Consider the following 26422-nt stretch of genomic DNA (forward strand, 5'->3'; position numbering starts at 1 on the left):
CGTTCGTCGCATGAGCAGCGTGATCCGCACGACATCCCTCATCAAGCGCTACGGAACCGTCCACGCCCTGGACGGACTGGACCTGCAGGTCGAGGCGGGACAGGTGCACGGCTTCCTCGGACCCAACGGCGCCGGGAAGTCGACCACGATCCGCATCCTGCTCGGACTCGCCCGGGCGACATCCGGCAAGGTGCGCGTGTTCGAAGAGGACCCGTGGCGGGAAACAGTGGGGCTGCACCGGCGGATCGCGTACGTTCCGGGGGATGTGAGCATCTGGCCCAACCTGTCCGGCGGCGAGTCGATCGACGTGCTCGCCCGGCTGCGGGGTGCCGGCAGCCGTGACGCCGCCTACCGTGCGCAGAAGCGACGGCTGATGGAGGAGTTCCAGTTCGATCCCCGCACGAAGGGACGGGCGTACTCGAAGGGCAACCGGCAGAAGGTCGCTTTGATCGCAGCCCTGGCGGTGCCCGCCGAGCTGTACATCTTCGACGAGCCCACGAGCGGTCTGGATCCCCTGATGGAGGTGGTGTTCCGCCGCGAGATGGCCCGGGTGAAGGATGCCGGGGCCACGGTGCTGCTGTCGAGCCACATCCTGTCGGAGGTCGAGCTGCTGTGCGATCGCGTCAGCATCATCCGCGCCGGCCGAGTGGTCGAATCCGGCACACTCGCAGACCTGCGCCACCTCACCCGCACGGAGATCTCGTTCGAGGCGGCGGAGATCGCCGCGGCCGACGGCATCCCCGGCGCGCATGACGCGCGGATCTCCGAGGGCCGTGCGCACGTCACGATCGACAGCGATCGCGTCGCGGCGGCACTGCCGGAGCTCGCCCGGCGCAACGTCAGCGGGCTGCGCATCGAGCCGCCGTCCCTCGAGGAGCTGTTCCTCCGTCACTACGGCGACCGGCCGCAACCGGAGGATGCGCAGAGCGGGTCCGGCCGATGAACGCGTTCGCGACCCTGCTGCGGGAGCGGATCCGTCGAGACCGCTGGCAGCTGCTGATGTGGATCGTCGGGACGGCGCTGCTCGCGTACCTCACGTACGTCGGAGTCACCCAGTCGTACGGCACGCAGCAGGACCGCGAGGCGCTGTTGGCCACCGCGATCGCCAACCCGGTCATCATGCTGTTCCGCGGACTGCCGTCCGGCGCCGACGAAGGCGCATTCATGCTGTTCCTGATCTTACCGTTCCTCGCGATCGACGCCGCTTTCATGAGCTCGTTCCTGGCGGTCCGGCACACCCGCATGGACGAGGAGCTCGGCAGGACCGAGCTGGTCGCCGCGACACCCGCCGGGCGGACGGTGCCGGTTCTGGCCACGGTCGCGCACGGACTGCTCGCCAACCTCGGACTGGCGCTTCTCACCTCGCTCGCTCTGCTCAGCACGGGGCTCGCCGCCGGCGGATCGTTCGTCGCAGGTTTCGGAGCCGGTGCGGTGGGAGTGACCTTCCTCGGCATCGGGCTCATCGCCGGGCAGCTCATGCGCACGTCGCGGGGCGCCAATGCGCTCGCGGTGTGGATCCTGCTGCTGACCTTCCTGCTCGCGGGCCTCGGCAACGCGCTGGGGACGCCGACCGCGGACCTCCAGCGCATCGAGAGCTCATGGCTGACGTGGCTCTCGCCGTTCGGCTGGGGTGAGCAGTCGCGCCCTTTCGCCGACGACGCGCTGTGGCCGCTCGTGCTGTGCGTCGTGTTCGGGCTCGCACTCGCCGCAGCATCCGTCGCGATCCAGAGCACCCGCGACTTCGGCGCAAGCCTCGTCCCCGAGCGGCGCGGCCGCCCCGACGCCTCGGCCTCCCTGGCCGGACCGACGGGTCTGGTGTGGCGGCTCACGCGCGGGTCGATCCTGGGCTGGGCCGCCGGCGGACTGTTGACCGGGCTGCTCGCGACGAGTCTCGCAGGCGTCCTCGCCGACGTGGTGACCGAGCTGCCGTCGGTGCAGGCGATCCTCGAGGTCATCAGCGCGAACGGCAGCATCGCCCAGGGCGCGGTCATCATCTTCTTCGAGATGCTCGGGATCCTCGCCGCCTGCGCCGCCGTGCAGACGGTCTGCCGCGCGCGCTCGGAGGAGGCCCACGGCACGGCCGAGGCAGTGCTCGCGACACCGGTCGACAGGGTGCGCTGGCTCTCCGGCTACGTCGTCGTCGGGTTCGCGGCGATCGTGATCGTCGTCGCCTCCGCCGTCGTCGGCGCGGCCCTCGGCATCGCGGGCCGCGACGGCGACTGGTCGCTGATGGGCGATGTCGCGGTCGTCGGATCGGGACAGGTCGTCGCGGCGAGCGTGTTCCTGGTGCTGACAGCGCTCGTCTTCGTGCTGGCTCCCCGCGTGACGATCCCCCTCGGCTGGACGCTCGTGATGCTCGCGATGGTGCTCGGGCTCTTCGGTCCGCTCTTCGGCTTCCCCGACTGGCTGGTCCATGCGGCGCCGATCGCCGCCGCACCCACGGTGAACGGCGACGGCGTGGATCTGCAGGGACTGTGGGGGCTCCTCGTGGCGATCGCGGTGATCGGCGGCGCGACGGCCGCGCTCATGCGCCGACGCGAGCTGGCTCCGGCAGGATGAGGACTGTGGAACACCGCGGAACGGAGGCCGCCGAACAGGCCGCGGCGATGATGACGGCGGCCGGGATGCCGCGCATGCCCGCCCGTGTGATGATGGCGCTCGTCGGCTCGCCCGACGCAGGCTACACGGCGGCGGAGCTCGCCGATCGGCTCGGAGTGTCGGCGGCTGCTGTCTCGGGCGCCGTGCGCTATCTGCAGGCGATCCACATCATCCATCGGCTCCCCCACCACGGCGACCGACGGGACCGCTACGACATCGCCGACGACGGCTGGCGCGTGGTCCTCACCGCCAATCTGCCGCTGTACGAGCGCCTCGCCGACTTCGTGGACCGCGTCGCGGATGACAACGCCGACGCTCCCCAGTCGGTCGCGCGCGCCCGCGACATGTCGGGATTCTTCCGCTTCCTCGGCGAGCGGATGCCGCGCCTCTTGGACGAATGGGACGCCGAGCGCGACCGCGGTTAGCCTGAATGCGTGCCCGAACACCAGCCCGGCGCCCTGACCGCCCTCGAGCGTGCAGAGCTCGAGGCGCTGCGCGCACGCGCGTACGGACCGGACGCCGACATCTTCGACGATGCGGAGGCCGTGAGCCGGCTCGACGAGCTCGAAGAGCGGGCACGTGCCGAGCGCGGCGCGCGACTTCCCGCGCCCGAGATCACGCCCGCCCTCACCGAGAGCGGCGCGCCCGATGACGAACAGGAGGCTGCGGAGCCGGCGGCCGAGCGGCGCATGCCGACCCCGATCGCGCCTCTCCGGGCCTCGCGCCGCCACGTCGCCGCCATCGCGGCGACGGCGGTCGTCGCGCTGCTCCTCGGCGGCACGGCCTGGAGCATCTCCCGGTCGGGCGATCCGCAGCGCCCGTCGGCGCAGGCACGGGCAGCGGCGATCGCCGCGGAGCAGCGCGCGGCGGGCTATGACGCGCAGTACGCGGCCTACTTCGCGGGTCTGCGCGAAGACATCCTGGCTCTGCCGGGTGCGGAGGCGGTCGCCGACCAGCTGATCTGGGAGCAGCTCACTCCCTACGGCATCCTGTACGGCCGGACGGTCGGGGCGGGGCCGACGACGGACCAGCGGTTCTGCATGATCATCGCGGATCTCCCCTCCGCCCAGATCGTCTGCATCCCGATCGAGAAGGCGTCCGCGGTGCAGGCGACGGTCTCACTGCCCGCCTGGTATTCCGAGGCCGACGGCGATCTGTTCACGGGCCTCGGCGAGCAGATCGACTACACGCTGCTGCCGGGCGGCGTCGTGGTCGCGGTGCCCGCCGGTGCGTCGCTTCCGGCCGACGACATCCCGGTCGTGGAGAACCCCGGTCCGACGCCGACCGCGACACCGCCCCCGGGCTACAACTGACCCGCACGCCGGTAGGTCGCGAGGATCACGCCTCCGGGCAGCGGCTCGACACCGACCGCCTCGAGGTCCAGTGCGCGAGGGATGCCTGCGCCGCCGAAGAGCGGGACACCGCGCCCGAGGGCGAGCGGGTTGATCTTCAGCTGCATCTCGTCGATCTGGTCCGCCAGCTGCCCGGCGAGGTCGCCTCCGCCGCACAGCCAGATGTCGGCGCCCGGCTCCGCCTTCAGTTCCGCCACGCGGGCGGCGACGTCTCCGGAAATCGTCTCGATGTGCGCCGAGGCGGGCACTTCGCGGTGGGTCACGACGATCTGCCGCAGATGCGGATAGGCGCCGTCGATGAGGCCCGCCTGCACGGCGGGCTCGTGCGTCCGCCTGCCCATGAGCACCGTGTCGAAGCGCCGCGGAGGTGCGGTGCCCCCGAGGGCTGCTCGCACATGCGCCGGGCACGTCTCGGGATACCTCGCGAACAGGTCCGCAAGGGTGGCGGGGTCGACCGGGAACTGCGAGAAGTCACCGTCCGCGTCGGCGATGAATCCGTCGATCGTGGTGGCGATGTAGTACACCAGCGCGCGCACGCCGTCCTCCTTCGTGTCGTCAGCGGATGCCGGGCTCAGTGCTGCGCATCCGCCAGGTGCCGCTCGAGCGCATCGATCGCGGGCCGCTGACCCTTCACGAGCCGCTCGCGGGCGGCATCCATCCTCACCCACTCCACCTGGTCGACCTCTGGGAAGGACTGGACCCGGCCGGAGCGGGGCGGCCACTGCATCTCGAACTCACCGAAGGCGAGGCCGTCCAGCGCGAGGGCCGAGCCGTCCGCGACGAACACCGTCACGCGTTTGCCGGACGAGTACGCGAACGTCCCGAGCTCGGCGTAGTCGGCATCGGGGGCCGCGACGCCGAGCTCTTCGCGGAACTCGCGAAGCGCCGCGTCCAGCGCGCCCTCCTCGTCGGGGTCGTATTCGCCCTTCGGGATCGACCACGCCCCGGCGTCCTTGCGCGCCCAAAAGGGTCCGCCCATATGCGCGATCAGCACCTCCGGCGGGGCGCCCTCCTCGAGCCGGTAGAGGAGGATGCCCGCGCTGGAGGTCGGCATGTCAGGACGCGGAGGTCAGGGACGCGTCTTCGGCGAGACGGAGTACGTCTCCTCCGCATCGGTGACGGCGACCCCGCCGACGGCCGCATCGATCGCGGCCAGGGTGTCGGCATCCAGCGTCACACCCGACGCCGCCACGTTCGACGCGATCTGCTCCGGACGCGACGCCCCCACCAGGGCCGCGGCGACGTTCGGGTTCTGCAGCACCCAGGCGATCGCGAGCTGCGGCATCGACAGGCCCGCCTGCTCGGCGATGGGCTTGAGCTTCTGCACGGCGGTCAGCACGTCGTCGTCCATGAAGCGCTTGATGAAGTTCGCGCCGCTCTTCTCGTCGGTCGCGCGCGAGCCCTCGGGCGCCGGCTGCCCCGGCAGGTACTTGCCGCTCAGCACGCCCTGCGCCATCGGCGACCACACGATCTGCGAGATCCCGAGCTCTTCGGAGGCCGGAACGACCTTGTCTTCGATGACCCGCCACAGCATCGAGTACTGGGGCTGGTTCGAGATGAGCTGGAAGTTGAGCTCCTTGGCGAGCGCGTGACCCTCGCGCAGCTGCTCTGCGGTCCACTCCGAGACGCCGATGTACAGCGCCTTGCCCTGGCGGACGATGTCGGCGAACGCCGTGAACGTCTCCTCGATCGGGGTCTCGTAGTCGTAGCGGTGCGCCTGGTAGAGCTCGACGTAGTCGGTGCCGAGGCGCTTCAGCGAGCCGTTGATCGACTCCATGATGTGCTTGCGGCTGAGGCCGCTGTCGTTCGCCCCGCCGGGACCCGTCGGCCAGTAGACCTTCGTGAAGATCTCGAGCGACTCGCGACGCTGCCCCTGGATCGCCTTGCCGAGGACGGATTCCGCGGCGGTGTTCGCGTACGCGTCGGCCGTGTCGAACGTGGTGATGCCGGCATCCAGGGCCGCGTGCACCGTGGCGATCGCGTCGGTGTCGTCGACCTGCGAGCCGTGCGTCACCCAGTTGCCGTACGTGATCTCCGAGACCTTGAGTCCGCTGTTTCCGAGATATCGATAATTGACCATCCGATAACGCTACTCGCGCGGGAAGTGTCCCGGGCGGCGGTTGACAGCGGTGGACTCAGGAGCGCCGGCGCAGCGCTCCGCGCAGACTCCGCAGCAGCAGGAGCAGGCCGCCGAGGCCGACGATGCTGCCGAGGAAGGAGAAGGCGGGCACGTCGCCGGTCAGCAGCGGGCCACCGTCGTCGACGCCGAGCATGATGCCGGCGATCACGAGGGTGATGCCGATGACGGTGGTCGTGAGGCGGCCGATGATGCCGTCGATGTACGAGCGGTCATCGGGGCTCTCCAGCGCGCGCAGCCGCACCGAGAGCGTCCCCTCATCCAGCGAGCGTGTCAGGCTCTCGATACGACGCGGCATCCGTCGCATCTGCTCGGCGATGAGCGTCGACCAGGTCTGCGCGCTGAGCAGGGCCGTGCGCGGCGAGACGAGCGAGCGCGCCACCCGCGGCGCGACCTCGAGGGCGCGGCCGACCATGTCGTAGTCCGGCACCAGCCGGCGCAGCGTCCCCTCGAGCGACGCGAGCGTGCGGAACACGAGCAGAAGCGACGGCGGCAGCGCCATGCGATTGCGCCGGAGAGCGTCCAGGAACGAACGGAAGATGTTCTCGTCGGCACGCGCGTTGTGCACGCGGGTCAGGATCACGCCGATATCCCGCTGCAGCGTCGTCGTGTCGAACTCGCCGCCGGGCGGCTCGCACATGAGCAGCGCGACGTCGGTGACGGCCACGTCATCCTCGTTGGCCATCCCGATCAGCATCGGGATCAGGAGCCGCCGCATGCTGCGTTCGAGCACCCCGACGGCCCCGAAGTCGATGAGTGTGACAGCCCCGTCCTCCCCCAGGATCACGTTGCCGGCATGCAGGTCGGCGTGGAAGACGCCGCGCACCGCGATCTGCTCGAACACCGCGTCGAGCAGATCGTCGGCGATCCGTCGAGCCTCTTCCTCCGGAACCGCACCCGGTGCGAGCCGACCGAACGGCGTGCCGATCACGCGCTCCTGCACGATCATCTGCGCGGTGGAGTACTGCGGGTACACGCGCGGAACATGCAGGCGCGTCGCTTCCGATCTCGGGATCGCGGAGCGGAGCATCTCGGTGTTGGCGACCTCGATCCTGTAGTCGAGCTCTTCGCGCAGCGCGCGCGAGAACTCGGCCACCAGTGCCCGCGCGCCGTATGCACGGGCCCAGTCCGTGCGACGCTCAGCCTGCGCGGCGAGGCGCTCGAGGATGTCGAGGTCGGTGGTCACCTGCGCACGGGCCCGCGGCCGCTGGATCTTCACCACGACGTCCTCGCCGGACCGCAGTCGGGCCGCGTGGACCTGGGCGACGGATGCGGCGGCCAGAGGCACCGGGTCGATCTCGGCGAAGACCTCCTCGATGGGGCATCCCAGCTGCGCGCGGATCGCGGCCTCGGCTTCGGCCCAGGGGATCGGCGTCGAATCCATCTGCAGCGTCGAGAACGCCGCAATGAGCGCCGGCGGCAGCACGTCCTCGCGGGAGGACAGCACCTGACCGAGCTTGACGAACGTGACCCCGGCCTCGTTCATCGCCGAGACGAGCGCCGCGGGCAGCTCCTCGTCCTGCTCGCCGCGTCGCCTGCTCTCGTAGAACGTCAGTCCATGCCGCGAGCCGATCGCGAGGATCTGCGCGTAGCGCCGTGCGCGGTCCCGGCGGCGGATCGCGTCGCGCACCACCGAGATCGGGTTGCGCCAGCGACGGGAGGGCCAGAGGAACTCGAGCGTCAGCACTGCGATCACGACGGCGGCCAGCATCCAGCCGACGGTGAGCGCGACGAACGCGATCGCGATCGCACCGTCGGCGACCAGGCGACCGTCCTCGTAGACCTGCGCCTGCGTCAACGACCACACCGCGACAGGTGATGCGATGACGAACACCACGATCGCCGTCACCCAGGCGCGCAGCCACCCGACCTCGACATCCAGAAGACGCCGTACGATCCACGCGGCGACCAGCGAGAAGGCCAGTGCGACGAGCGCGAAGACGAGCCAGGCGGGCATGAGCCGATTCTGTCAGGCTCGCCGGCGCGCGGTCAGTCCTCGTTCGGGGTGGCCGCGGCGGCCGCTTCGTCCTCGGTCGTCGCCACGAGCTGGCCGCACGCACCGTCGATCTCCTTGCCGCGGGTGTCGCGGAGGGTCGTCGGGATGCCGGCATCGTTGAGCCGGCGGACGAACTCGTTCTGCACCGAGACCTCGGACGCCGTCCACACCGACCCGGGAGTCGGGTTGAGCGGGATCGGGTTCACGTGCACCCAGCCGCGACCGCGCGCGTTGAGCTTGTCCGCGAGGAGGTCGGCCCGCCACGCGTGATCGTTCATGTCTTTGATGAGGGCGTACTCGATCGAGACCCGGCGCCCGGTCTTGTCGAAGTACGCCCGTGCGGCATCCAGCGCCTCGTCGACCTTCCAGCGGGAGTTCACCGGGATCAGCTCGTCGCGGAGCGTGTCGTCGGGGGCGTGCAGCGACAGCGCGAACGTCACCGGGATGTCCTCGTTCGCGAGCTTCGTGATCGCCGGGACCAGCCCCACCGTCGAGACGGTGATCCCGCGCGCGCTCATCCCGAGACCGTGCTCCTTGTCTGTCATGACACGCACGGCCTGCATGACGCGGGCGTAGTTCGCAAGCGGCTCCCCCATGCCCATGAAGACGATGTTGCTGACGCGCTCGGCGCTGTGGTCATCGCGCTTCTTGCCACCGAGCCCGCCGTCGGCGATCAGGCGGTTGGCGCGGACGATCTGCTCGATGATCTCGGCCGCCGACATGTTGCGGGTGAGCCCCGCCTGCCCGGTCGCGCAGAACGGGCAGTTCATGCCGCATCCGGCCTGACTGGAGACGCACAGCGTGATCCGGCCCGGGTAGCGCATCAGGACCGACTCGACGAGCGCGCCGTCGTGCAGCTTCCACAGGAACTTGATCGTGTCGCCGCGATCGGTCTCGAGCCTGCGCACTTCGGTGAGAAGCGGCGGCAGCATGCCGTGGACGAACTCCTCGCGGCCGGATGCCGGCAGGTCGGTCATCGCGGCGGGGTCGTGCGTCCAGTGCTGGAAGTAGTGCTTCTCGAGCTGCTTCGCGCGGAATCCGGGCAGGCCCAGGTCCTTGACCTTCGCGACCCGCTCCTCCGGGGTGAGATCGGCCAGGTGCACGGGGGGCTTGCCCCGCTTCGGGCTCGCGAACTGCAGGAGGGGCCTGCCCTCGGCATCCTTCTTCTGCTGCCAGCCCTCGGTGCGAGGCCGCACCTGTCGCACGGGCGTCGCTTCGGGCCTGGTCGTCATGCTCTCAGGGTAGGCGATGAGCCTGGGCGGGCGCCGGACTAGGGTGACCGTGTGGTCCCGGTCGACAATCTCCTCGCGTTCGTCCTCGCGTCGCTCGTGCTGATCGTGATCCCGGGGCCGAGCGTGCTCTTCACGATCGGTCGCGCACTCGCCCTCGGCCGCATCGGGGGCCTTCTGAGCGTGCTCGGGAACGCGCTCGGGCTCCTGCCGATCATCGGCCTGGTCGCACTCGGGGTCGGCGGGATCGTGGCGCGCTCGGTCGTGCTGTTCACGATCGTGAAGGTGGCCGGCGCGCTGTACCTGATGTTCCTCGGCATCCAGGCGATCCGCCATCGCGGACGCGCGGCCGAGGCGGCGCTGTCGGGCGCGCTCCCCCGCTCGCACTGGCGTCAGCTCGGCGAAGGGTTCGTCGTCGGCATCACGAACCCGAAGACGATCGCGTTCTTCGTCGCGGTGCTGCCGCAGTTCGTCGACCTGGATTCGGGCTCGGTACCGCTGCAGATGGTCGAGCTCGGGCTCGTCTTCTTCGTGATCGCTCTCATCTCGGACGGCGTCTGGGCGCTCGCGGCCGCGGGCGCCCGCGCCTGGTTCGGCAAGTCGCCACGACGCATCTCGGTGCTCTCGGCGACCGGCGGCGGGCTCATGATCGGGCTCGGCGGGATCCTGCTGCTCTCCGGCAGCAAACACTGAGCTCCAGGGTCGGTGCTCCTTCGCCGAGAACAGACGCGGCGGCGGTCAGCATCCCGTCGAGAACAGGCGCGGCGGCGGTCAGCATCCCGCCGAGAACAGGCGTTTCGGCGGACACAGGAGGATCTGAGCGTCGAACCACCTGCCTGCGCCGAAACTCCTGTTCTGGGCGCTGCGGCGGGGCTGAAGGCGCGTCCAGGTGACGCGGCGCGACGGGTCAGGTGCGGACGATCGCCGCGCGCTCGCGCCAGGTCGCGGCGGTCACCCGATCCAGCGCGACCTGCTTCTTCATCGCGTCGGCCCGCTCGTACAGCGACGGATCGCCGTAGCTGGTCAGCACCTTGACCAGCACCGGGAGCAGCTCGATCATGAAGAACAGCAACGCGATGAGCCAGTGCGCCATGGCGAGGGCGGGCTCGCGGGCGGCGAGCCGCTCCATCGCGCTCATCTGCGAGAGCAGGCCCATCGCCTCGGCGTTGCCGCCGGCGACCTGCGCGGCTCGGGCGTCGTACGCCGCCAGAGCAGCGTCGTACTGCGCGCGGGCGGCCGGCAGCTGGTCTTCGGCGAGCTGCTTGTTCTGCTCGGCGGACGAGGCTGCGGCATCCGTCCCCGCGGCGTTCGCGGCGGTGAGCGCCGCGGTCGCGTCTTGGAGCTGCACGGCGAGGGCGTCGTATCCGGACTGGGCCTGGGCGAGCTGCGCCTGCGCGGCATCCGAGCTCGCGCCGTCGCCGACGACGCCGGTGCAGCCGGGTACCGTGCCGACGCCTTCGCCGGTGAGCTCGCACTGGTACAGAGCGCGCGCCTGATCGATCACGGCCTGCTGGTCGGCGAGCTGTTGCGTGAGCTGGTCCACCGTCTGCTGCGCGGCCACCGTCTCGGCCGACGTCGAGGACGTCCCCTCGACGATGCCGGTCGCGGCCTGGTTCTCCAGTGTCGCGACCCGCGCCGATGCCTCGTCGAGCGCCTGCTTCTCGGGGCCGTTCGTGACGGCATCCTGATCCGCCTGCGCCTGGACGACGTTCGTCGAGTTGACCTCGCGCGCGATGTCGTTCTGGAACGCCTGGAGCACGAGCGGCTCCGCGACGACGATGCCGATCAGCGCGGCGAGGAAGATGCGCGGGATCGCGAGCACGATGAGCTTCCAGATGTTGCGCGTCGAGCGCATCGTCGAGGTGAGGAACCGGTCGAGGTTGAAGATGATGAGCGCCCACACGAGCGCGAGCGGCACCGCGATCCAGATCGAGATGCGGACACCGGTGATCAGGGCGAACATCATCGACAGCGCCGAGACGAGCGCGGTGCCGGCGAGCACGAAGAACATCTGCACGAAGCGGGAGATCTCCTCCGGCACCGCCTCGAGCACATCCGCGTCGGCGCCGCCGTGCACGGCGAGCTGCGTCGCGAGAGGCAGGCGACGACGGATGCGGCGGCCCGAGCGCGCGGACCGGGTCGGGGCGACCGCCGGCTCGGCTGCCGGTTCAGGCTCGGGTTCGGACTCGGCCGCCGGTTCGACAGCGGCGGCGGGCGCGGGCTCAGCGGCCGGCTCGGACTCCGGACCGTGCTCGGGAGCGGCGGCGGGCGCGGGCTCAGCGGCCGGCTCGGACTCCGGGCCGTGCTCGGGATCGGCATCCGGTTGCGCCTCGACCGACTCGTCGGCGCGCTCGGTGAGCACGTCGCTGAGGTACTGGGGCTCGTCCTGGTCCGCGACGTCGAACTCGATACGGCCGTCGGAGCCCATGCGGCCGGGCCGGTGAACGGAGAAAGACATCCCTCCAGTCAAGCCGACACGCCTGGACAACTGCCCAGCGCCGCCTCAGCGCCTCCCCCGCACCCGTGAGACGACATCTGCACGTCGAGACTGTGGGGAAACCCCATGGTCTCGTCGCGCAGATGTCGTTTCAGCGAAAAGCGAGAAGAGCGCCGCCGGCGTCAGAGGAAGATGTCGGGGAACAGACGGTCGTCGGGGGTGCCGGGGACGGCGGCGTAGCGCGAGAAGTCGGTCACTCCGGCATCCGTCAGCACGTCTTCGACGATGAGGGTCTGACCCGTGTACGAGCGGGCGGGGCGGGTGAGCACCTCGTAGGCGGCGTCGGCGTAGATCTCGGGGGTCCGGCTCGCGGCCATCACCCGGTCGCCACCGAGCAGGTTCTGCACCGCTGCGGTCGCGATCGTCGTGCGCGGCCACAGTGTGTTCGCGGCGATCCCGTCCTTCGCGAACTCCGCGGCGAACCCGAGCGTCACCATCGTCATGCCGTACTTGGCGAGGGTGTAGCCGGTGTGCGCGCCGAGCCACTTCGGGTCGAGGTTCAGCGGCGGCGAGAGCGACAGGATGTGCGGGTTCTCGGCATCCTTCAGGATCGGCACCGCCGCCTGCGACAGCATGAACGTGCCGCGGACGTTGACGTCCTGCATGAGGTCGTACTTCTTCGCGGCCAGCTGCAGCGAGGGCGACAGGTCGATCACCGAGGCGTTGTTCACGACGATGTCGATGCCGCCGAACTCGCCCTGGGTCTTCATGACCGCCGCGGTGATGTCGTCGTCGCTGCGGACGTCGCCCACGATCGGGAGGGCATTGCCGCCCGCCGCGCGGATCTGCTCGGCCGCGGAGTGCACGGTGCCATCGAGCTTCGGGTGGGGCGAGTCGGTCTTGGCGAGCAGCGCGATGTTGGCGCCGTCGGCCGCGGCACGCAGCGCGATCGCGAGGCCGATGCCGCGGCTGCCACCGGACATCAGGATGGTCTTGCCGGCCAGGGTGCTCATGCGTTCTCCTTCGGTGCGGACTGCTTGCGGGATGCCGCGGCGAAGGCGGCGATGCGCAGCTTCGACTCCTCGGTGTCGAAGCGGGCGCCGATGCTCGCGGCCTCGTCGGCCAGGTTCTCCTCGAAGCTGCGGTGCGCGCCGACGCGCACCAGGCGCTTGGCCTGGCCGAACGCCGCCGTTGCGTTGTCGAGCCAGAAGCGCGCGACCGCTTCGGCGCGCGCGGCGAGCTCGCCCGGTGCGACGACCTCGGCGACCAAGCCCCAGTCGAGCGCGGTCTCGGCGTCGATCGTCCGGTCCTGCAGGAGGAGGGCGAGGGCACGGCGCTGACCGATCGCGGCCGGGAGCAGTGTCGAGACGCCGAGGTCGGGGGTCAGCCCGATGTTCGCGTACTTGCTCACGAACTTCGCCGACTCCGACGCGACGATGTAGTCGGCGCTCAGCATGAGCCCGAGCCCACCGCCCGCGACCGCGCCCTGCACGGCCGCGACGATCGGCTTGTCCGAGAGCACCCAGTCACGGATCCCCTCGTGGATCACGTGCGCCATCGCGGTGACGTCCTCGCCGCCCGCGGGTGCGCCGGCCATCGCGACGACATCGCCGCCCGCGCAGAATGCCGGGCCGGCGGCATCCAGGATCACGGCGCCCACCGATGCGTCGCCGGTCACCTCGTGCGCGATGTCGCGCCAGAGGGTGCCCATCTCGAAATCCATCGCGTTGAGGGATGCCGGACGGTTGAAGGTCACGCGGGCCAGCGGGCCCTCGCGCGTGACGAGGATCGAGTCGCTCATGAAGTCTCCTGGGTGGGGGTCAGCGCGGCGCCATGCGGATCGCACCGTCGAGTCGGATGGTCTCGCCGTTCAGGTAGCCGTTGCGCACGGCTTCCATCACGAGCGACGCGTATTCGTCGGGACGGCCGAGCCGCGCCGGGTAGGGCACCTGCTCGCCGAGGGAGTCCTGCGCCGCCTGCGGGAGCCCGGCGAGCATCGGGGTCTCCATGATCCCGGGGGCGATCGTGAGGACGCGGATGCCGTACCGGGCGAGCTCGCGCGCGATCGGCAGCGTCATCGCGTGCACGCCGCCCTTGCTCGCCGAGTACGCCGGCTGGCCGATCTGCCCGTCGAACGCCGCGACGCTCGCCGTGTTGACGACGAGTCCGCGGTCGCCGCTGTCGGCATCGGGGTCGGTGCGGGCCATGACGGCGGAGGCCTGCGAGGTCACGTTGTACGTGCCGATCAGGTTGACGCGCACGATGCGCTCGAACCCGTCGAGAGGCGAGGGGTTGCCGTCGCGGTCGAGCACCTTGGCGGGCGGGGCGATCCCGGCGCAGTTCACGACGACCCGCAGGGGGCCGGATGCCGCCGCCTGGCGCACCGCGTCGGCGACCTGTTCGGGGCTCGTGACGTCGGCGGGCGCGAACGTGCCGCCCAGTTCGGCCGCGACATCGGCTCCGGATGAGGAGGGCAGGTCGATGATCGTGACGTGGGCGCCCGCGGCGGCGAGCCGGCGGGCGGTCGCGAGTCCCAGGCCGCTGGCGCCGCCGGTGACGAGCGCGGAAGCTCCGCTGATGTCCATGTGCTCTCCTTCGAACGTGCGACTGCATCCCAGCTTAGATGGGACTCAGTTCCACCGTGAACCCGGCCGCGCCCGGCGCCGGTGTCGCGGCATCCGTCGCCCAGGGTACGCCCGCTCCCCCGGCCGCTTCACCGCGAGACTGCGCGGGCGGAGCCCGGGCCGGAGAGGATAGGGGCGTGAGCATGCCATCGGAGCCGATCACCGTCGATCCGATCGTGCGGCGGCTCGCCCGCGGGGCAGCGCTCGAACCCGTCTGGGTCAACCAGCTCGGCGGGGCGACGTTCCGCACGGATGACGATCGGTACATCAAATTCGGCCCGCGCAACGCCGAGACCTCGTTCGCGGCCGAGGCCGAGCGACTGGCCTGGGCCCGGGAGTTCACTCCCGTCCCCGTCGTGCAGGAGGTGGGCGGCGACGACGAGCGGGAGTGGATGGTCACCGCAGCGCTGCACGGTCGGTCCGCGGTCGACCCGCGCTGGCTCGCGGATCCCGCCAGCGCGGTGCGCGCGATCGGTGAGGGGCTGCGTGCGCTGCACGAAGCCCTGCCGGTCCGGGAGTGCCCGTTCGATTGGAGCGTGCGCCGACGGGTGGCGAACGCCGCAGAGCGCGGCATCCGCGTGTCCGAAGAGCTGCGGACATCACCGGCCATCGATGCGCTCGTGGTCTGCCACGGCGACGCGTGCGCACCGAACACGCTCCTCGGGGCCGACGGGCGATGGAGCGGACACGTGGATCTCGGCGCGCTCGGGGTCGCCGACCGATGGGCGGACATCGCGGTCGCGGCGATGAGCACCGAGTGGAACTACGGTGCCGGCTGGCAGGACGCGCTCGTCATCGCCTACGGCCTCGAGCCCGACCGTGAACGCATGGCGTACTACCAAGCGCTCTGGAACGCGACCTGACCGATCCTCTTCTCACCCCGGGCCGAGGATGAAGTTCCACGAGCCGGAGACCACAGCGGCGGACAGGGCCGCGGCGGCGATCGCGGCGCCGACGGCCATCAGGCCCCACTCTGCGGCGCCGAACGTCGACGGCCGCGCCCACGTCCGTGCGCCCGGCGCACCGAAGCCCCGCGCCTCCATCGCCGTCGCGAGCTTCGACCCCCGCCGGATCGACAGCACGAGCAGCGCGAAGGCCATCCCGAGGAACCGGCGCAGCCGCCCGCGGTCGGCGACGCCGCGCGCCCGGCGCGCGAGCTCGAGCGCTCGCCAGTCATCCAGGAACAGCCCCACCATGCGGAGCCCCGCGAGGCCGCCGAGCACGAACCGCGCCGGCAGCTTCAGGATCTGCGAGAGCCCGTCGGCCAGATCCGTCGGGTCGACCGTGGCGAACAGCACGACCGACGGCAGGGCGATCGCCAGCACGCGCAGCGTCGTGGCGAGTGCGAGCTCGAGCGACCCGTCGCTCACCCGCACGGCGAGCCACTCGACGTACACCTGTCCGGACGTGCGGCCGTAGAGCGCGATCGTGAGGCCGGTGAGCGGAGCGAGGACCCAGACGAGCCAGGTGCGGCGCCAGAACTCGCGCCAGCCGAGACCGGCGAACGGCATGAGCAGCAGCTCGAGCGCGAGCGCGACCGCCGCCGAGACGACATCGAGCGTCAGCACGAGCGGGACCGTGATGAGCACGGCCGCCCCGAGCTTGGCGACGGGGTTGATCCGCGCGACGCCGCGCATCAGGACACCCCCAGCGCGAACCGCTCGGCGTGGAGGGCCGCGGCGACATCGAGGTCGTGCGTCACCGCGACGACCGCAGAGCCGGCGTCCCGCAGCTCTGCCAGGAGAGCGACGAGTTCGCCCCACGTGCGGGCGTCCTGACCGAACGTCGGTTCGTCCAGGACCAGCATCCGGGGTCTCGTCGCGAGCATCGCCGCCACGGTCAGTCGCCGCTTCTCGCCCCCGGAGAGCGAGAACGGGTTCGCGTCGGCGAGATGCGCGAGCCGCAGCCGGGACAGCAGCTCGTCCACGCGGGCGGCGGTCTCCGCCGCGGGGAGCCCGAGGGCTGCGGGACCGACCGCGAGCTCCTCCCGGACGCTGCGCGCGAGCAGCTGATGCTCCGGGTCCTGGAATACCGTGCCGATCCGGGTGAGGAGGTCCCGCGAGCGCCAGCGGATCGGCTGCGCTCCGACGCCTCCGGCCAGCGCAGGGGTCGCCTCGAGGACACCGGATGCCGGGGGCAGGAGCCCCGCGAGGGTCAGCCCGAGTGTCGACTTGCCGGCGCCGTTCGGCCCCGTGATCGCGAGCGCCGACCCGGCCCGTACGTCCAGCTCGATGCCCGCGGCGACCGGCTGAGCACGGACCCGCTCCACGGCGAGGCCTCGTGCCCGCACGAGGGTCTCGCCGGGAGCATGCGCCGGCGGCGACGGCAGAGCGGGCGGGATGCCGGGCACCCAGACCCCGTGCGCGGCGAGCTCCGTCCCCCGGGCCCCGAGAACCGCATCGGGCGAGCCGTCCGCCACCACCCCACCTTCGCCGAGCACGATCACCCGATCCACGAGGGGGAGCCAGACCTCGACGCGATGCTCGACCACGACGAGCGTCGTCTCCCCGGCGCCCACCAGTGTGGCGACCGCCGCGCGCACCTCCGCGACGCCCCCCGGGTCGAGGTTCGCGGTCGGCTCGTCCAGCAGAACGAGTCCGGGCCGCATCGCGATCACCCCGGCCAGCGCGAGCCGCTGCTTCTGCCCGCCGGAGAGCGCGCTCGTCGAACGGTCCAGGGCGACGTCCAGCCCGACCCGGTCGAGGGCATCGCGCACGCGCGGCCAGATCTCCGCGCGCGGGACGCCGAGGTTCTCGCAGCCGAACGCGACGTCGTCGCCGACCCGGGCGAGGATCACCTGCGCGTCGGGGTCCTGCAGCACGAGCCCGGCGCGCCCGCGGGAGGCCGCGGGCGGCATCCCGTCGATCGTCAGCTCGCCCGCCCGATCGCCCTCTTCATCGCCGCCGAGGACGCCGGCCAGGCCTTTCAGGAACGTCGACTTGCCCGATCCCGATGCGCCCAGGAGCAGCACGCGCTCCCCCGGCTCGATGCGCAGGGTGACGTCGCGCAGCGCCCAGGCGGAGCGTCCCGCGTGGCGCCAGCCCCATCCGCTCGCGGTGACGGCGGCCGGGCCCGGTGCGGCGGCAGGCACCGCGCTCAGACGCGGCGGCGGGCGTCGCGGCCGGAGGCGAAGCGGTCGAGGGCGCCGGTCGCGGCCAGGCCACGGGCGAGGAGCCAGGACAGCGCACCCGCGATCACCGCGCCCGAGAGCATCGTGCTGATCAGGTAGACCACGACGAACGTGACGTCGGCCCCGGCGTACCAGAGGATCAGGTTGTTGATGCCACCCGCGAGCGCGGCGCCCACCCCGGCGAGGATCGCCACCGGCAGGTTCCAGCGCCGGTAGAAGAACGCGAGGAACACGAGTTCCGCGCCGAGACCCTGCACGAGCCCCGCCTCGAGCGTGAGGACCGCGCCCCACGTGTTGCCGACGAGCGTGAGCGCGGACACGGCCGCGGCGAGCAGTTCGGTGTAGACCGCGGCGCCCGGCTTACGGATGATGAGCGCGCCGAGCACACCGGCGAACAGCCAAGGTCCGTCCAGAAGTCCCTGCAGGCCCGGGAGCAGAGGCGAGAGCAGCTCGCTCGGACCGCGGTACAGGACGTTCCAGGCGAGGAACACCAGGCCTGAGGCGACACCGATCACGCTGGCGACGACGATGTCGACGACGCGCCACCGGGCGGGCCGCGACCGGGTGGTCGTGACGGGGGATGTGGACATGGACGTGCTCACAATGGACTCCTTCCTGCGCTGGCATGACCCAGATCAGGTTCGACGGTCGAAGCGTTTTCGCTTCCTCTCAGCCCGGCACACCGGACTCCCGTGTTGACCCGATGATCATAGCCCAGCCGCGAGGCGGTATTTTGGGCGGATGACCGTCGACGAGGCCCCGCCCGCGTCTCGTCGCACGCAGCGTGCTCAACAGGTGCTGATCGAACAGCCCGTCGCTCGCTCCGGCCCGGTCGCGTTCACGTGGGTCGACGAGGAAGCCCTCACGCGCACGGCGCCCGCGGCGACGACGCTCGCCGCCGCCGAGACGCCGTTCCTCCCGGTCGGCGCCGATCTGCTGAGCGACGCGCCGCGCCGTTCACCGTGGCGAGCCGGTGTCCTGGTCCCGGTGATCATCATCGCGCTGCTGTTCGGCGGGTACGCCGCCGTCACGCTGCTCTGGCCGCTGCACGCGGTCGCTCCCACTGTCGAGCCCGCGCAGGTCGATCCGATCCCCGCCCCCGCGGCCGCCCTCACCTGGCCGGGCGCGGGCAGCGCCTCCGTCGCGGTCGAGGGCATGAACGGGGTCGTCGCTTCCGCTCCGGATGCCGTCCCCATGGCGAGCATCACGAAGGTCGTCACCGCGCTCGTCGTCCTCGATCAGATGCCGCTCGCGCTCGGCGAGCAGGGACCGGAGTTCCGCTTCACCGCGCGCGACAGCGACGAATACTGGAGCTACCTGCGCAACAACGAGTCCGCCCTGGACGTGCCGGTCGGCGGCACGCTCACGCAGTACCAGCTGCTCGAGGGCATGCTCATGGGGTCGGCGGGGAACTACGCCGACCGCCTGGCGGGCAACCTCTGGCCGACGGATGCCGTCTACGCGAGCGCCGCGAACGCCTGGCTCGCCGCTCACGGGGTGCCGGGTATCACGGTCGTCGAGCCGACCGGGATCGACGCCCGCAACACCGCGAGTCCGGAAGCGCTCATCGCCCTGGCCAAGCGGGCGCTCGCGAACCCGGTGATCGCGGAGATCGTCGCGAAGCCCTCGGTCGAGCTGCCCGGTGCGGGGGTCGTGACCAACACGAACGGACTCCTCGCCGATCCGGGTGTCGTCGGCATCAAGACCGGGTCCCTGGACACGTGGAACCTGCTGTCGGCGAAGGATCTGACGATCGGCGACACCGTCGTCCGCACCTACGCCGCCGTGCTCGGTCAGCCCGACGACGACGCCCGGCTCGCGGCGTCGCGCACCCTGTACAGCGAACTCGAAGCGGCGCTGCAGCCGACGCCCTCGGTCGCCGCGGACACCGTCGCCGGTCGGGTGACGACGCTGTGGGGCCAGGACGTCCCGATCGTCGCGGCGGATGACGCCGATCTGATCCTCTGGAACGGCGCGAGCGGTGCCGTGACAACGGAGTTCTCGCTCGGCGACGCGCGGGAGAAGGGCGCTGATGTCGGCAGCCTGACGGTGACCGGTCCGCTCGGATCGGCCACGACGGCGCTCGAGCTCGCCGAGGACATCGAGCCGCCGAGCGCATGGTGGCGCCTGACGCACCCGCTGGACCTGTTCGGCCTCAACTGAGGACGCGCCCCGTCCGCCGCCGGAAGTTCTGGACGAGGATCAGGATGCTGACCGCGAGCACCCAGGCCGGGAAGATCAGCGTCACCCAGAGGCTCAGCGACGTCACGAACAGCAGGACGATCGCCACGGCGTAGGTGATGACGGCGAGCCAGCGCGGCATGACGCCCGTGCGCAGCCACATCGTCCCGAGTGAGATGAGGAAGACACCCGCCATCCGCAGCGCGTAGATGTTGCTGACCTGCAGCATGACCGCGCGACCGAACGTGGTGAGCTCCAGCCGGCTCTGATCGTCGGCGATGAGGGGCGCGCTGGCGACGATGCCGCCCGCGATCGCCGACGAGACGAACACCATCGCCAGGAACAGCAGACCCGATCCGACGAAGACGGACGAGAACAGCTGATCCTCCGCGTCCTTGAACCGATCGCGGACGACGCCCATGAACCACAGGAACGCGATGCCTGCGAACGGCATGAGCGCGAGACCGATCGTCAACCGGGTCGTGATCGCGGAGTCGGACCAGTCAGCATGGGCGGTAAGCGTCTCGGGCAGCGAGGTGCGCAGGAGCACGAGGGCTGTGGCGAAGAGCAGGGCGAAGATCACCCCGGCGAGGGCGGCCGCCCGCGGCGAGGTGAGCTGGCGCCGCGCCGGGCGTGCACGATCGTTCATCCGGGAAGTCTGGCACCACCGCGGGGCCGCGCACGAGGGCGACGCGGCCCCGGAGAGCACCCTCTTCGGGTGATCTTTCTCCTCGGCGACGGCAGCGGTGTTCCCCCGCGGAGACCGAGCGGGCAGACTGTCGAGCACTCGGAGATCGCCCCCTACTCGCACGGGGCGACGCACGAGAAGGAGACACCATGGCCGACGATTCGTCCCCCACCGCGCTCACCCCACCGGCGGCGACAGATTTCGCGGGCCGCCGCGCCTATGGACGGGCCGCGCGCGTGCACACCCCGCGCTCCAGCCATGCCGTCTGGGAGGCACCGCCCGATCGGACCGATCCGATCTCGCTGCTGGAGGAGCAGGCGACCTCCCGCGTACAGGACCTCGTTCCGATCCGCCACGGGCGCATGATGGTGTCGCCCTTCACGTTCTACCGCGGTGCCGCCCTGCTCATGGCAGCCGACCTGGCGCGGACCCCGCGCAGCGGGCTCCAGGCCCAGCTGTGCGGAGACGCGCACCTGTCGAACTTCGGTCTGTTCGCCAGCGCCGAGCGGCGGCTGGTGTTCGACATCAACGACTTCGACGAGACGCATCCGGGGCCGTTCGAGTGGGATGTGAAGCGGCTCGTGACGAGCATCGAGATCGCGGGACGCGATCGCGGCTTCACGGAGGACGAGCGCCGCACCGCGGTCGCCGCCGCTGCACGCGGCTATCGCGAGCGGATGGCGATCTCGGCGGCATCCAAGGTCCTCGACGCCTGGTACGACCACCTCGACGTGGACAGCGTGCAGGAGTGGCTGCGCGACCACGCCGAGGAGCAGCCGGCGCAGAAGCGGCAGTTGAAGACATTCGATGCGGTGGTCGCGAAGGCGCGCACGCGGGACAGCATGCAGGCGTTCTCGAAGCTGGTGTCGGTGCAGGACGGTCGGATGCGGATCATCGCCGACCCGCCGCTCATCGTGCCGGTCGAGGACCTGTACGACGCCGACAGCAACATCGAGGCCACCGAGGCCGGCATGCGGGAGATCCTGGACGCCTATCGGCAGACGCTGCCGAGGGGGCAGCACCCGCTCGCCGAGTTCTCGTACGTGCACATGGCCCGCAAGGTCGTCGGGGTCGGCAGCGTCGGCACTCGCGCGTGGATCGTGCTGCTGAAAGGACGCGACGACGAGGATCCGCTGTTCCTGCAGGCGAAAGAGGCGCAGGCGTCCGTGCTCGAGCGCTTCCTGGCACCGTGCGCGTACGAGAACCAGGGCGAGCGGGTCGTGCGCGGGCAGAGGCTCATGCAGGGTTCAAGCGACATCTTCCTCGGCTGGCAGCGCGTCCGCGGCGAGGGCGGGATCGAGCGGGACTTCTACATCCGGCAGCTGCGCGACTGGAAGGGCTCCTTCGACCCCGAGAAGTCCGTGCCACGCGGACTCGAGCTGTATGCGCGCCTGTGCGGCGAGACACTCGCCCGCGCGCACGCCCGCGCCGGCGACCGGGTCGAGATCGCCGCGTACCTCGGCGCGGCGACGACGTTCGATGAGGCCATGGTGTCGTTCGCGACCGCTTACGCCGACCAGAACGAGGCGGACTACGCCGCCTTCATCGCTGCGATCGACTCGGGCCGCCTCGCTGCCGAGCCCGGCCTCTGAGCCGTCCCGGCCCGGCGGTCAGAAGCGCACCGGGAAGGTGAACAGCACGATGAGTCCGCCGAGCGCGATCGCGCCGGCGAGACCCAGCACGATGCGTGACGCGAGGAGCGAGATGCCCCGCTGGGCGATCGCGGCGAGGAACAGCACAAGGGCGAACAGCACCGTCATGAGCGAGTAGCTGTCGCCCTTGTCGTTGAGCTCGAGCGCGGAGGCCTGGAGCTCGTCGGCCTTCTTCGTCTTCGCGGCCGCCTCTGTGCTGCCGGGCGCCACGTACTCGTCCATCGCGAAGGGGCCGCGCTCCTGCATCCCGTCGGCCTGCCAGGCCTGGAAGGCGACCGCGAGCTCCGGCGAGAAGCGCTCCTGGATGTAGTCCGCGAGGGCGGGGTCGTCGTCCGCGCCGGCGAGCACCCACTGCGTGTAGAGGTTGATGTCGATCATGCGGGCGTCCCGCGCCTGACCCTCCAGATCGGAGGCCTCGATGCGCGCCGCGGACGCCTCGGAGAACGCCACCGACGAGTCCCCGCCCCATTTCGTGGACTGGAAGCCGCACCACGCCGTGAGCACCGCGACCAGGGAGAGCAGGATCACCGCGATCAGCTCGTGCGTCGAGCTGTGGGACGGGCGTGGCGAGGCCTGATCCTCCATGCAGGCCAGCGTAGAGCCTAGGGCGCCGGCACCTCGGCGGCCTCGGCCACGGCCGGTCCCATGTCGGACGCTGCCTGCTCGAACTGCGACTGATACAGGCGCCAGTACGCACCCTGCGCGGCGATCAGCTCGTCGTGCGTGCCCTTCTCGACGATGTCGCCGTGCTCCATCACGAGGATGAGGTCGGCATCCCGGATCGTGGACAGGCGATGCGCGATCACGAACGAGGTGCGTCCTTCGCGCAGCGCCGCCATCGCGTGCTGCAGCAGCAGCTCGGTGCGGGTGTCGACGGAGGATGTCGCCTCATCGAGGATCAGCACCGACGGCTGCGCCACGAACGCCCGGGCGATCGTGATGAGCTGCTTCTCGCCCGCCGAGACGTTCGACGCCTCTTCGTCGAGGACCGTGTCGTACCCGTCCGGAAGCGAGTGCACGAAGCGGTCGACGCGCGTGGCGACGGCGGCCGCCATCACCTCCTCGTCGGTCGCGGTCTCGCGCCCGTACCGGATGTTCTCGCGGATCGTCCCGGCGAACAGCCACGGATCCTGCAGCACCATGCCGGTTCGCGAGCGCACGTCGTTGCGGGTGAGTTCGGCGATGTCCTGCCCGTCGAGCAGGATCCGCCCCCCGTCGAGTTCGTAGAAGCGCATGATCAGGTTCACGAGCGTCGTCTTGCCCGCACCGGTCGGTCCCACGATCGCGACGGTCTGGCCCGGCTCCACCCGGAAGGACAGGTCGGTGATGAGCGGGTGATCGGGAGAGTAGGAGAACCGGACGTTCTCGAACTCGATCACGCCGTCGCCGTCGACCGGCTTCGGGGCATCGACCGCGTCGGGCTCCTGCTCGTCGGCATCCAGCAGCTCGAACACCCGCTCTGCGGACGCCGTGCCGGACTGGATCACCGCGGCCATGCCGCCCAGCTGCGACAGCGGCTGGGTGAACTGCTGCGAGTACTGGATGAACGCCTGCACATCACCCAGCCGGAGCTGGCCGTTCGCGACCATGAGCGCGCCGAGCACGGCGATGCCGACGTACGTCAGGTTCCCGACGAACATCATGCCCGGCATGATGATGCCGGAGAGGAACTGCGCCTTGAAGCTGGCCTGGTAGAGCTCCTCGTTCTCGACCTGGAACTTCTCGCGCGAGTCGGCCTCGCGACCGAAGACCTTCACGAGCGCGTGACCCGAGAACGACTCCTCGACGCGGGCGTTGAGTCGCCCGACCTTGCGCCACTGGGTGCCGAACGCCTTCTGCGAGCGGGGTCCGATCACGCCGAAGATCACCGCCATGAGCGGCAGCGAGATCAGCGCGACCAGCGCGAGCTGCCACGAGATCGAGAACATCATGATCAGGACGCCGATCACGGTCAGCACCGAGGTGACCACGCTCGAGAGCGACTGCTGCATCGTCTGGGTGATGTTGTCGATGTCGTTCGTGACGCGGGAGATGAGCTCGCCGCGCTGCACCTTGTCGAAGTAGGACAACGGCAGACGGTTGATCTTCGTCTCGACGGATTCGCGCAGGCGCCACATCGTGCGGACCATGATGATGTTGATCACGTAGCCCTGAATCCAGCTCAGGAACGAGGACACGACGTAGATCGCGAGCACCGCGACGATCACCATGCGGAGGGCGTCGAAATCGACGCCGGTGCCGACGGTGAAATCGCTCATCGCGCCGATCATGTTCGCGAGATCGGTCTGGCCCGCGGCGTTCAGCGAACGGACCACGGTCTCTTGCGACGTTCCGGCCGGGAACTGCGCGGCGAGCGCGTTCGAGGCGGCGCCCTCGAAGATGATGTTCGTCGCCTCGCCGAGGATCTTCGGGGCGATCACGGCGAGGAACACGCCGATCGCGCCGAGGATCGACACGAACACGAACGCGACGGCGTGGGGCTTGAGCAGCCCGACCATGCGGGCGAAGCTCTTGCCGAAGTTGTCGGCCTTGCCGGGCTTGACACTGTCCCAGTCGCCGGAGCTCTGCCGGGCCTGCTCGGCGAGCTCGAGTTCGGCCCGCTCCTCCTCGGTCAGGGTGTCGGGCACGCTCATGCCTCCACCCCCAGCTGGGATTCGACGATCTCGCGGTACGTCTCGCTCTGCTCCAGGAGCTCCTCGTGCGTGCCGACGCCGGCCATGCGACCGTCTTCGAGCACGACGATGCGGTCGGCATCCGTGATCGTGGACACGCGCTGCGCGACGACGATCTTCGTCACCTCGGGCAGCTCCCGCCACAGCGCCTGGCGCAATCGGGCGTCGGTGGACAGGTCGAGTGCCGAGAACGAGTCGTCGAAGATCAGGACGTCGGGCTGATGCACGATCGCCCGCGCGATCGCGAGCCGCTGGCGCTGACCGCCGGAGACGTTCGTGCCGCCCTGCGCGATGCGCGCGTCGAGCTGCCCCTCCATCTGTTGCACGAAGTCCTTGCCCTGCGCGATCTCGAGCGCCTTCCACAGCTCTTCGTCGGTGGCCTCCTCGCGGCCGAAGCGGAGGTTCGAGGCGATCGTCCCGGAGAACAGGAACGGCCGCTGCGGGACGAGGCCGATGCCCTTCCACAAGTAGTCGAGATCGGCTTCGCGCACGTCGACGCCGCCGACGCGCACGGCGCCGCCGGTGACGTCGAACAGGCGCGGGATCAGGGAGACCAGCGTCGTCTTGCCCGATCCGGTGGAACCGACGATCGCGACCGTCTCACCCGGCCGGGCGGCGAACGAGATGCCCTGCAGCACCGGGGACTCCGCACCGGGATACGTGAACTCGGCGTCGTCGAATTCGACGGAGCCCGGAGCGGCGAAGTCGCGCACCGGGTTCTCGGCGCGCGCAAGGGTGGACTCGCTCGCGAGCACCTCGCCGATGCGCTCGGCCGAGACCGCCGCGCGAGGGATCATGATCACCATGAAGCTCGCCATGAGCACACCCATGAGGATCTGACCCACGTACTGCATGAACGCGAACAGCGTGCCGATCTGGATCGTGCCCTGATCGACCTGGATGCCGCCGAACCAGATCACGCCGACGACCGTGAGGTTGAGGACGAGCATCGCCGCGGGGAACAGCAGCACGAACAGGGAGCCGACCTTGCGGCCGACGACCATGATGTCGGTGTTGGCGACCGCGAAGCGCTCCTCCTCGATGTCCTCCCGGACGAACGCCCGGACGACGCGCACGCCGGTCAGCTGCTCGCGCATCACACGGTTCACCGCGTCGAGCTTCTTCTGGAACGAGCGGAACAGCGGAACCATCCGGCTGATCATGAACAGCACGAAGACCAGCAGCAACGGCACCGACACGGCGATGAGCCAGCTGAGGCCGATGTCCTGCTGCACGGCCATGAAGATGCCGCCGATCGCCAGGAGCGGTGCGGTCACGAGCATCGTCGACCCGACCATCGCCAGCATCTGCACCTGCTGCACGTCGTTCGTGTTGCGGGTGATGAGCGAGCCGGGACCGAACGCGGAGACCTCGCGCTCGGAGAAGGCGCTCACCTTCTGATACACGTCGAAGCGGATGTCGCGGCCCGCCGCCATCGCCGCGCGCGCGGCGAAGTAGGTCGCGATGATGGATGCCGTGATCTGGCCGAGCGAGATCACCAGCATGAGCATTCCCGTCGACCAGATGTAGGCGGTGTCGCCCGTGGCGACGCCCTGGTCGATGATGTCGGCGTTGAGCCTCGGCAGGTAGAGCGAGGCCATCGCGGCGATGAACTGGAAGACGAGGACGCCGAGCAGGAGCCAGCGATAGGTCTTGAGATATCTGAAGAGGAGTTTGCCGAGCACGGGATCTCCGAGAAGGGTCGACCGACGCGGCGCGGCGGCGC

24 protein-coding genes and 1 riboswitch are annotated in these 26422 nt (G+C 70.4%); of the genes, 8 read left to right on the plus strand and 16 right to left on the minus strand.

Going from position 1 to position 26422, the window contains the following annotated elements; genetic code table 11:
• Positions 1-10 precede the first annotated feature (10 nt).
• The 4 genes from AB0P18_RS00720 to AB0P18_RS00735 are packed head-to-tail and all read left to right on the plus strand — an operon-like array spanning position 11 to position 3911.
• Positions 11-943: an ABC transporter ATP-binding protein gene (locus AB0P18_RS00720; protein WP_363358486.1), complete on the plus strand. Its 933-nt coding sequence runs from the start codon at positions 11-13 to the stop codon at positions 941-943.
• Complete coding sequence (locus AB0P18_RS00725) at positions 940-2559, plus strand: polyketide antibiotic transporter (protein ID WP_363358487.1); 1620 nt, start codon at positions 940-942, stop codon at positions 2557-2559. The genes AB0P18_RS00720 and AB0P18_RS00725 overlap by 4 nt, the downstream gene beginning before the upstream one ends.
• A gap of 5 nt (positions 2560-2564) precedes the next feature.
• Entirely contained in the window at positions 2565-3023 is a 459-nt protein-coding gene (locus AB0P18_RS00730; RefSeq protein WP_344055936.1) for a MarR family transcriptional regulator, read from the plus strand.
• A 9-nt stretch (positions 3024-3032) separates the two neighbouring features.
• Complete coding sequence (locus AB0P18_RS00735) at positions 3033-3911, plus strand: hypothetical protein (RefSeq protein ID WP_363358488.1); 879 nt, start codon at positions 3033-3035, stop codon at positions 3909-3911.
• Here AB0P18_RS00735 and AB0P18_RS00740 read toward each other — a convergent pair.
• The 5 genes from AB0P18_RS00740 to rlmN are packed head-to-tail and all read right to left on the minus strand — an operon-like array spanning position 3902 to position 9315.
• Positions 3902-4486: a dihydrofolate reductase family protein gene (locus AB0P18_RS00740; RefSeq protein WP_363358489.1), complete on the minus strand. Its 585-nt coding sequence runs from the start codon at positions 4484-4486 to the stop codon at positions 3902-3904. The two genes, AB0P18_RS00735 and AB0P18_RS00740, sit on opposite strands and share 10 nt — an antisense overlap.
• 35 nt (positions 4487-4521) lie before the next feature.
• On the minus strand, positions 4522-5004 hold the full coding sequence (locus tag AB0P18_RS00745) for an NUDIX domain-containing protein (protein ID WP_363358490.1): 483 nt from the start codon (positions 5002-5004) through the stop codon (positions 4522-4524).
• Positions 5005-5019: 15 nt separating this feature from the next.
• The gene (locus tag AB0P18_RS00750) at positions 5020-6030 is read right to left on the minus strand and encodes an aldo/keto reductase family protein (protein WP_344055940.1); all 1011 of its coding nucleotides are present in this window, start codon (positions 6028-6030) and stop codon (positions 5020-5022) included.
• A gap of 55 nt (positions 6031-6085) precedes the next feature.
• The gene (locus AB0P18_RS00755) at positions 6086-8044 is read right to left on the minus strand and encodes an AarF/UbiB family protein (RefSeq protein WP_363358491.1); all 1959 of its coding nucleotides are present in this window, start codon (positions 8042-8044) and stop codon (positions 6086-6088) included.
• 32 nt (positions 8045-8076) lie between these two features.
• A complete protein-coding gene (gene rlmN, locus AB0P18_RS00760; RefSeq protein ID WP_344055942.1) occupies positions 8077-9315 on the minus strand; it encodes a 23S rRNA (adenine(2503)-C(2))-methyltransferase RlmN in 1239 nt (412 codons plus the stop codon).
• Positions 9316-9366: 51 nt separating this feature from the next.
• On the opposite strand from rlmN, the gene AB0P18_RS00765 reads away from it, so the two are divergent.
• Positions 9367-10005: a LysE family translocator gene (locus AB0P18_RS00765; RefSeq protein WP_344055943.1), complete on the plus strand. Its 639-nt coding sequence runs from the start codon at positions 9367-9369 to the stop codon at positions 10003-10005.
• A 214-nt stretch (positions 10006-10219) separates the two neighbouring features.
• Here the strand turns inward: AB0P18_RS00765 and AB0P18_RS00770 are convergent, their stop codons facing one another.
• The 4 genes from AB0P18_RS00770 to AB0P18_RS00785 form a co-directional block, all read right to left on the minus strand.
• Positions 10220-11770: a DUF4407 domain-containing protein gene (locus AB0P18_RS00770; RefSeq protein ID WP_363358492.1), complete on the minus strand. Its 1551-nt coding sequence runs from the start codon at positions 11768-11770 to the stop codon at positions 10220-10222.
• Positions 11771-11931: 161 nt separating this feature from the next.
• Entirely contained in the window at positions 11932-12762 is an 831-nt protein-coding gene (locus AB0P18_RS00775) for an NAD(P)-dependent oxidoreductase (RefSeq protein WP_363358493.1), read from the minus strand.
• Positions 12759-13550, minus strand: coding sequence for an enoyl-CoA hydratase-related protein (locus AB0P18_RS00780; protein WP_363358494.1), 792 nt, complete (start codon positions 13548-13550; stop codon positions 12759-12761). Before AB0P18_RS00780 ends, AB0P18_RS00775 begins: the two co-directional genes overlap by 4 nt.
• Before the next feature lie 19 nt (positions 13551-13569).
• Positions 13570-14334, minus strand: coding sequence for an SDR family NAD(P)-dependent oxidoreductase (locus tag AB0P18_RS00785; RefSeq protein ID WP_363358495.1), 765 nt, complete (start codon positions 14332-14334; stop codon positions 13570-13572).
• 176 nt (positions 14335-14510) lie between these two features.
• On the opposite strand from AB0P18_RS00785, the gene AB0P18_RS00790 reads away from it, so the two are divergent.
• Positions 14511-15236 carry an aminoglycoside 3'-phosphotransferase gene (locus tag AB0P18_RS00790; RefSeq protein WP_363358496.1) on the plus strand — a complete coding sequence of 242 codons (726 nt, stop codon included), beginning with the start codon at positions 14511-14513 and terminating at the stop codon, positions 15234-15236.
• Between the two features lie 12 nt (positions 15237-15248).
• On the opposite strand, the gene AB0P18_RS00795 is transcribed toward AB0P18_RS00790, so the two are convergent.
• The 3 genes from AB0P18_RS00795 to AB0P18_RS00805 are packed head-to-tail and all read right to left on the minus strand — an operon-like array spanning position 15249 to position 18093.
• Entirely contained in the window at positions 15249-16010 is a 762-nt protein-coding gene (locus AB0P18_RS00795) for an energy-coupling factor transporter transmembrane component T (RefSeq protein WP_344055948.1), read from the minus strand.
• On the minus strand, positions 16010-17464 hold the full coding sequence (locus tag AB0P18_RS00800; protein ID WP_363358497.1) for an ATP-binding cassette domain-containing protein: 1455 nt from the start codon (positions 17462-17464) through the stop codon (positions 16010-16012). Before AB0P18_RS00800 ends, AB0P18_RS00795 begins: the two co-directional genes overlap by 1 nt.
• Before the next feature lie 5 nt (positions 17465-17469).
• On the minus strand, positions 17470-18093 hold the full coding sequence (locus AB0P18_RS00805; RefSeq protein ID WP_363359095.1) for an ECF transporter S component: 624 nt from the start codon (positions 18091-18093) through the stop codon (positions 17470-17472).
• A 5-nt stretch (positions 18094-18098) separates the two neighbouring features.
• Positions 18099-18207: riboswitch (TPP riboswitch) on the minus strand.
• A gap of 37 nt (positions 18208-18244) precedes the next feature.
• On the opposite strand from AB0P18_RS00805, the gene AB0P18_RS00810 reads away from it, so the two are divergent.
• Positions 18245-19666 (plus strand): D-alanyl-D-alanine carboxypeptidase, encoded by a 1422-nt coding sequence (locus tag AB0P18_RS00810; RefSeq protein WP_363358498.1) that lies wholly within the window; start codon positions 18245-18247, stop codon positions 19664-19666.
• On the opposite strand, the gene AB0P18_RS00815 is transcribed toward AB0P18_RS00810, so the two are convergent.
• Complete coding sequence (locus tag AB0P18_RS00815) at positions 19659-20333, minus strand: hypothetical protein (RefSeq protein WP_363358499.1); 675 nt, start codon at positions 20331-20333, stop codon at positions 19659-19661. The two genes, AB0P18_RS00810 and AB0P18_RS00815, sit on opposite strands and share 8 nt — an antisense overlap.
• A 188-nt stretch (positions 20334-20521) precedes the next feature.
• On the opposite strand from AB0P18_RS00815, the gene AB0P18_RS00820 reads away from it, so the two are divergent.
• A complete protein-coding gene (locus tag AB0P18_RS00820; protein WP_363358500.1) occupies positions 20522-21964 on the plus strand; it encodes a DUF2252 domain-containing protein in 1443 nt (480 codons plus the stop codon).
• An 18-nt stretch (positions 21965-21982) separates the two neighbouring features.
• Here AB0P18_RS00820 and AB0P18_RS00825 read toward each other — a convergent pair whose 3' ends face one another.
• The 3 genes from AB0P18_RS00825 to AB0P18_RS00835 are packed head-to-tail and all read right to left on the minus strand — an operon-like array spanning position 21983 to position 26381.
• Entirely contained in the window at positions 21983-22609 is a 627-nt protein-coding gene (locus tag AB0P18_RS00825; RefSeq protein ID WP_363358501.1) for a hypothetical protein, read from the minus strand.
• Between the two features lie 17 nt (positions 22610-22626).
• A complete protein-coding gene (locus AB0P18_RS00830; protein ID WP_344055954.1) occupies positions 22627-24657 on the minus strand; it encodes an ABC transporter ATP-binding protein in 2031 nt (676 codons plus the stop codon).
• Positions 24654-26381 carry an ABC transporter ATP-binding protein gene (locus tag AB0P18_RS00835; RefSeq protein ID WP_363358502.1) on the minus strand — a complete coding sequence of 576 codons (1728 nt, stop codon included), beginning with the start codon at positions 26379-26381 and terminating at the stop codon, positions 24654-24656. The genes AB0P18_RS00830 and AB0P18_RS00835 overlap by 4 nt, the downstream gene beginning before the upstream one ends.
• Positions 26382-26422: the final 41 nt, after the last annotated feature.

This window comes from Microbacterium sp. NPDC064584, from assembly GCF_040687315.1.
GTDB classification, from domain to species: Bacteria; Actinomycetota; Actinomycetes; order Actinomycetales; family Microbacteriaceae; genus Microbacterium; species Microbacterium lacus.